The organism is Pseudomonas sp. 05N434, assembly GCF_056396965.1.
Window position 1 is genome coordinate 1 of record NZ_JBFTMK010000328.1, and the last position, 5,701, is coordinate 5,701.

7 protein-coding genes and 1 pseudogene are annotated in these 5,701 nt (G+C 60.8%); 6 read left to right on the forward strand and 2 right to left on the reverse strand.

Features of this window, described 5'->3' with window-relative positions:
• From AC1DLB_RS19525 to AC1DLB_RS19545, 5 genes are all read left to right on the forward strand, one after another.
• Positions 1 to 734, forward strand: a 734-nt coding sequence (locus AC1DLB_RS19525; RefSeq protein WP_477785471.1) for an OmpA family protein, incomplete at its 5' end; no start/stop codon positions are given.
• 43 nt (positions 735 to 777) lie between these two features.
• A complete protein-coding gene (locus tag AC1DLB_RS19530; RefSeq protein ID WP_477785472.1) occupies positions 778 to 1,566 on the forward strand; it encodes a ParA family protein in 789 nt (262 codons plus the stop codon).
• Between the two features lie 30 nt (positions 1,567 to 1,596).
• On the forward strand, positions 1,597 to 2,463 hold the full coding sequence (locus tag AC1DLB_RS19535) for a CheW domain-containing protein (RefSeq protein ID WP_064619453.1): 867 nt from the start codon (positions 1,597 to 1,599) through the stop codon (positions 2,461 to 2,463).
• 74 nt (positions 2,464 to 2,537) lie between these two features.
• Entirely contained in the window at positions 2,538 to 3,023 is a 486-nt protein-coding gene (locus AC1DLB_RS19540; protein WP_007938663.1) for a chemotaxis protein CheW, read from the forward strand.
• Positions 3,024 to 3,416: a DUF2802 domain-containing protein gene (locus AC1DLB_RS19545; protein ID WP_018925068.1), complete on the forward strand. Its 393-nt coding sequence runs from the start codon at positions 3,024 to 3,026 to the stop codon at positions 3,414 to 3,416. It abuts the gene before it with no gap.
• 117 nt (positions 3,417 to 3,533) lie between these two features.
• Here AC1DLB_RS19545 and AC1DLB_RS19550 read toward each other — a convergent pair whose 3' ends face one another.
• Both AC1DLB_RS19550 and fliK read right to left on the reverse strand, forming a co-directional pair.
• Entirely contained in the window at positions 3,534 to 3,863 is a 330-nt protein-coding gene (locus tag AC1DLB_RS19550) for an EscU/YscU/HrcU family type III secretion system export apparatus switch protein (RefSeq protein WP_018925069.1), read from the reverse strand.
• Positions 3,860 to 5,434 carry a flagellar hook-length control protein FliK gene (fliK, locus tag AC1DLB_RS19555; RefSeq protein ID WP_477744243.1) on the reverse strand — a complete coding sequence of 525 codons (1,575 nt, stop codon included), beginning with the start codon at positions 5,432 to 5,434 and terminating at the stop codon, positions 3,860 to 3,862. The genes AC1DLB_RS19550 and fliK overlap by 4 nt, the downstream gene beginning before the upstream one ends.
• Before the next feature lie 197 nt (positions 5,435 to 5,631).
• On the opposite strand from fliK, the pseudogene AC1DLB_RS19560 reads away from it, so the two are divergent.
• Positions 5,632 to 5,701 (forward strand): annotated as a pseudogene (locus tag AC1DLB_RS19560) (heme ABC transporter ATP-binding protein CcmA); the annotation flags it as partial.

Consider the following 5,701-nt stretch of genomic DNA (forward strand, 5'->3'; position numbering starts at 1 on the left):
GGGTGTTTACCGACTCTGACCGCGCCCTCAAGCCGATCCCCATTGGCGAAGAGAGACCGAAGACCGTGACCCCGGCCAAACCGCTGGTCAAGGACAGCGAGCAGATCGACGCCGGCATCGCCCAGGCCGCCAACGATCCACTCAAAAGCATCGCCGATGACATCAGCGCGGCGTTCGGCGACTTGATCAGCTCCAACCAGATGACCGTGCGTGGCAACGAGTTGTGGGTCGAGATCGAACTCAATTCCAGCCTGTTGTTCGGCAGCGGCGACGCCATGCCCAGCGACATTGCGTTCAACATCATCGACAAGGTCGCTGCGATCCTCCGGCCGTTCGACAACCCGATCCACGTCGAAGGTTTCACCGACGATCAACCGATCCGCACCGCGCAATACCCAACCAACTGGGAACTGTCCTCGGCCCGTTCGGCGAGCATCGTGCGGATGCTGGCGATGCAGGGCGTGAACCCTGGTCGCCTGGCATCGGTGGGTTATGGCGAATTCCAGCCAGTGGCCAACAACGCCACCGCCGAAGGCCGTGCGCGCAACCGTCGGGTGGTGCTGGTGGTGTCACGCAATCTTGATGTACGCCGTAGCCTCACCGGTACCGGAACGGCTCATGCACAACCGGATGCCGCATTGAAGCGGGCTGGCACACAAACTGCACCGACCCCGGTCAAGTCGCCGGGACGCGAGAGTGCCGTCAATTCTCCGTCACCCGCATTAATACGTTGAGCTATTTCTCGGTCGACGTTTTCGACCGGGAGGAACAATCCGAATGAGAGTCTGGGCAGTTGCCAATCAAAAGGGTGGTGTCGGTAAAACCACTTCCTCCATTGCTTTAGCCGGTTTACTGGCGGAGGCGGGCAAGCGCGTGGTTGTGGTCGATCTCGACCCCCACGGCTCCRTGACCAGCTACTTCGGTTACGACCCCGACAGCCTGGAGCACAGCAGCTACGACCTGTTTCTGCACAAGGGCAACGTGCCGCAAGGCTTGCCCGGTCAGTTGTTGATGCCCACCAGCGACGAACGCATTTCCCTGTTGCCATCGAGCACCGCGCTGGCCACCCTTGAGCGCCAGTCGCCGGGCCAGAGCGGTTTGGGCCTGGTGATCGCCAAGAGTCTGGCGCAGTTGTGGCAAGACTTCGATTACGCCGTGATCGACAGCCCGCCGTTGCTCGGCGTGCTGATGGTCAATGCCTTGGCGGCCAGCCAGCAGTTGGTGATTCCGGTGCAGACCGAGCACCTGGCGGTCAAAGGCCTGGAACGCATGGTCAACACGCTGGCGATGATCAACCGCTCGCGCAAACTGGCGTTGCCGTTCAACATCGTGCCGACCCTGTTCGACCGCCGCACCCAGGCTTCGCTTGGCACTCTGCGCGTGCTGCGCGACAAGTACCCGGAAGAAATCTGGCAAGGCTACATCCCGATCGACACCCGCTTGCGTGACGCGAGCCGGGCAGGGCTGACGCCGTCGCAATTCGATGGCAAGAGTCGCGGCGTTCTCGCCTACCGCGCACTGCTCAAGCATCTGTTGGCCCAGCAACTTGTTCCGCAGGTGGCTTGAGATGAGCCTGATTCCTACGATGGTATTCGCATGACCCGGCCGGTGAAGATCACCTCGCGCCCGCAATTGGCCCTTCAGTCTTATCTGGATGGCTTGCTGCAGGACGCGACCGAAGAGCTGTTGCCTGAAGTCGAGGCGCTCCCTGAGGTTGTCGAGGCTGAAGCTGCGCTGGACGAGTTCCAGGCGGCGGTGCTCGAAGAGCAGGCGCGCGATGCGCAGAAGCCGGCAGTGGTCGCGGCCCCCGTTGTTGCGCCAGTGGCGAAGGCACCGGTGGCCGTGATCGAAGCGCCGGCACCGATTCTGGCGTCCGTGTCGACGATTGCGCCGTTGCTGCAAGCGTTGGTGCCGCCGGTGGTGGAAGTTCATCTGCCGCCGAGCAACACGCCGCCTCCGGTGGAAAATGACGATCGTCCGGCCTGGGCGGCCGAGCCGTTCGAATGCCTGTTGTTCGATGTCGCCGGGTTGACCCTCGCGGTGCCGCTGGTGTGCCTGGGTTCGATTTATTCCCTGGCCGGCCACGAGCTGACGCCGTTGTTCGGTCAGCCGGAATGGTTCCTCGGGATCCTGCCAAGCCAGGCCGGCAACCTGAAGGTGCTGGATACCGCACGCTGGGTCATGCCGGACCGCTACCGCGACGATTTCCGCCAGGGCCTGCAATACGTTATTTCAGTTCAGGGCTATGAGTGGGGGCTGGCGGTGCATCAGGTCAGCCGCTCGTTGCGCCTGGACCCGAATGAAATCAAATGGAGAAGTCACCGKGGGCAGCGGCCATGGCTCGCCGGCACGGTGATTGAACACATGTGCGCTTTGCTCGATGTCGCCGCACTGGCCGAATTGATCGCCAGCGGCGGGGCGAAGCACATGGGCGGCAGTAAGCCGAACCACAAACCGACATAAAAAACACGCATCGGCATTCAAGTGCCGGTGCACTGAATACACACCGCTAGGGCGGTTTTTCGAGGGGTCAGGGTATGAATGACAAGGCGACGGCGGCAAAAGGTTCCGAAGATCCGATCCTGCAATGGGTCACCTTCAAGCTGGACAATGAAACCTACGGCATTAACGTGATGCGCGTTCAGGAAGTCCTGCGCTACACCGAAATCGCTCCGGTACCGGGTGCCCCGAGCTACGTGCTGGGTATCATCAACCTGCGCGGCAACGTGGTCACCGTGATCGACACCCGTCAGCGTTTCGGCCTGGGCACGGTCGACGTCAGTGACAACACCCGCATCGTCATCATCGAAGCCGACAAGCAAGTGGTCGGGATCATGGTCGACAGCGTGGCTGAAGTGGTTTATCTGCGTCAGTCGGAAATCGAGACCGCACCGAACGTCGGTAACGAAGAGTCCGCCAAGTTCATTCAAGGCGTGTGCAACAAGAACAATGAACTGCTGATCCTGGTCGAGCTGGACAAGATGATGAGCGAAGAAGAATGGTCGGAACTGGAGAGTATCTGATTGATTCTTGAGGTGGCTGTGATTGTCCTGTTCCTTTTGTGGGCAGGCACGCTGGCGATGTTCCTGGCGTACATCCGCGCTCAAAGGCAGGTCGCCGCACAACAGGCTCAGGGCGATGCACTGCGCGATCAGCGCATCAAGGACCTGGCCAAGCGCGTCGACGACTACCAGAACGGCAACGTGCGCATGGGTGAAGACCTGCACGAACTGCGCGCGGTGGTCGGGCCGTTGCCGGACAAGCTGGCGCAGTTGGAGCAGCGTGATCCGTCGAGCCTTTCATTCGCCCAGGCCGCGCGCCTGGTGGGGATGGGGGCCAGCGTCGATGAGCTGACTCAGTCTTGCGGCTTGACCCAGGCTGAGGCGGAGTTGATGAGCAAGTTGCACAGAAACTGAGAAGAGCAAAAGATCGCAGCCTCGTTTCACTCGACAGCTCCTACATTGGGATGGTGTACGCCCTGTAGGAGCTGTCGAGTGAAACGGGGCTGCGATCTTTTTACATTCAATAAAGATTCAATAATCATCCCCGCGCTCGGTGACGTCCTTCTCCACCGTCACCGCATGCGGATCATGCCCCGCCGGAAACTTGCCTTTCAGATTCCAGGCAAACGCAATGATCTCGGCAATCGTGCGGTACAACTCCTCGGGAATACTCTCGCCCAATTCCATCCGCGCCAGCAGTTTCACCAGTTCGGCGTTCTCGTAAATCGGCACTTCGTAGTCACGGGCAATCCGTAGAATTTCTTCAGCCAGTTCTTCGTCACCTTTGGCCGTAAGGGTAGGGGCGTGGCTGCCGTCRTATTTGAGGGCGATGGCCTGGCGCGGTGCGGTGGATTCGTTCATGCGGTTTCGTCGACCCAGCGTTGTTCGAGACGGGTTTGAGGGCCTTGTGGCGGTGTGCCGAGGTGGCAATCCAGATCGCCGACGTTCAGCCCGGAATCCAGCAGGCGCTGGCGCAGCGCGGCCAGATTGCTTTCGATCAGGCTCGCAGTGTACGGCCGTTCGGCCCACAGCTGACTGGAGAGGCTGCCTTTGATCAGTTGGGCCTGAATCTGCAACGGCCCCAACGGTTCCATGTCGAATGCCAGCTCGACGCGCCATAGCGGTTGCTTGGGTTCGCGTTCGTCGCGGCGTTCGCGCGGTTGTTCTTTTTCGGGGGCTTCTTCGCGCTGGAATTTGACCTGCAACGGCACGATGTCCTGCAGGTTGCGCATGGGGATTTCCAGTTGCCAGGTGCTCATCAACCGCCCGTCACTGGTGACGCCAGTCTGCTCAAGGCTCGACAGCTGATGACTTTGCAAACGCGAAACCGCCGCCGCAGCCAGGCGCAGCAGGTGCTCGAGATCATCTTCGCCTTCCGCGCTTTGCAGCAGGCGCTCGGGCAGTGGGAAGCTGGTCGGCGACGGTTTGGCACTGACTTGCCCGAGCATGCCGAGGGCATTGCGCACGAAACTCGGCATGGCCTGGGCCAGGGTGTTGGCAGCGATGATTGCGTTGAGATTGGTGTTGGCCGGCAGGCCCGGCGTCAGCTGGGCGATCAGCTTGAGCAGGTCGCCTTTCATGTCTGGCGCCAGCGTCGGGTTTTGTCCGGTCAGCAATTTGGCTTCCAGGAACAGGCCACTGTTGGCCAGCGCCTGGGCCARCCCTTTGGGCGTACTCAATTGTTGGGCGTCCGGCAGGCCAGCGAGCAATTTGTCCACGGCGGCGCGCAGGTCGCTGGAGGTCTGATCCGACGGTGGCAGATTTTGCAGGACCTTGATCAAGCCATCCAGAGAACCCTGGCGACTTTGCTGGCTGACCAATTGTTGCGTCACCGCCAACTGTTCCTGACGGCTGCTCAGCGGCACGAATTTGAGTGTCTGGGTGTCCTGCACCAAGGCACTCAGCAAGGTGCCGATGCGCAGCGGTGTCGGGCTGTCGATGCTCAGCGTGCTGCCGCTCAGCGCGGTGTTGAGCAGGCTCACCATCGAGCGAAACACCGTCGGCTGGCCCGGCACCTGCGGCATCACCTGAGAGGTCAGCACTTTGCCTTGCARCAGGGTGCCGACCGGCAGTTGCGCGGTATCGATACGGGTGAGGGTGGCGACGCTGGAGGCGATGGCCTGTTGCACCGTGACTGCCAGATTGCCCGCCGACGGCTGGGTGATCGACAGGCTGGTACCCTGGGGCAACGGCTGAGTGCTGGTGGCCTGGACAGTGGTCTGGCGGCCGCTGTCGAGAGTGACCTTGAGCAACAGTTGAAAGGTCTGATCCGCCTGCTTGAGTGACAGCACTTCAGCCTTGGCGGTCTGACCGGCCGTGATCAGGCCCTCCATCGGCGTCAGCAGCTTGAGCAACTCGCCGCTGATCACCAATGGACGCGAAGTCGCCGGGGTGGTTGGCGGGAGCGGGAGGATGTTCATTTCGCCTGTCATACGCGGACACAACCTGAGGAAATTGCACTCTTGAGAGTAGGGAACGCCATGTATAATGCCGCCCGTCTTTCGCTGAGTGGCGAAAACATTGCAATTGATTGACGCAGCTCTCTAGAACAAGCCGTCATTGCATCTATGCTGCATCTCTTTAACGGCCGCGCCAGAGCCGACTTGAACCGCATAAGGCCCGTGAACCCTTGACCAGTCCTGTCCTGCAAACCGTTGCCCTTGCCTGTGAGCGAGACCTTCGGCTGCTTTTCGAAAATC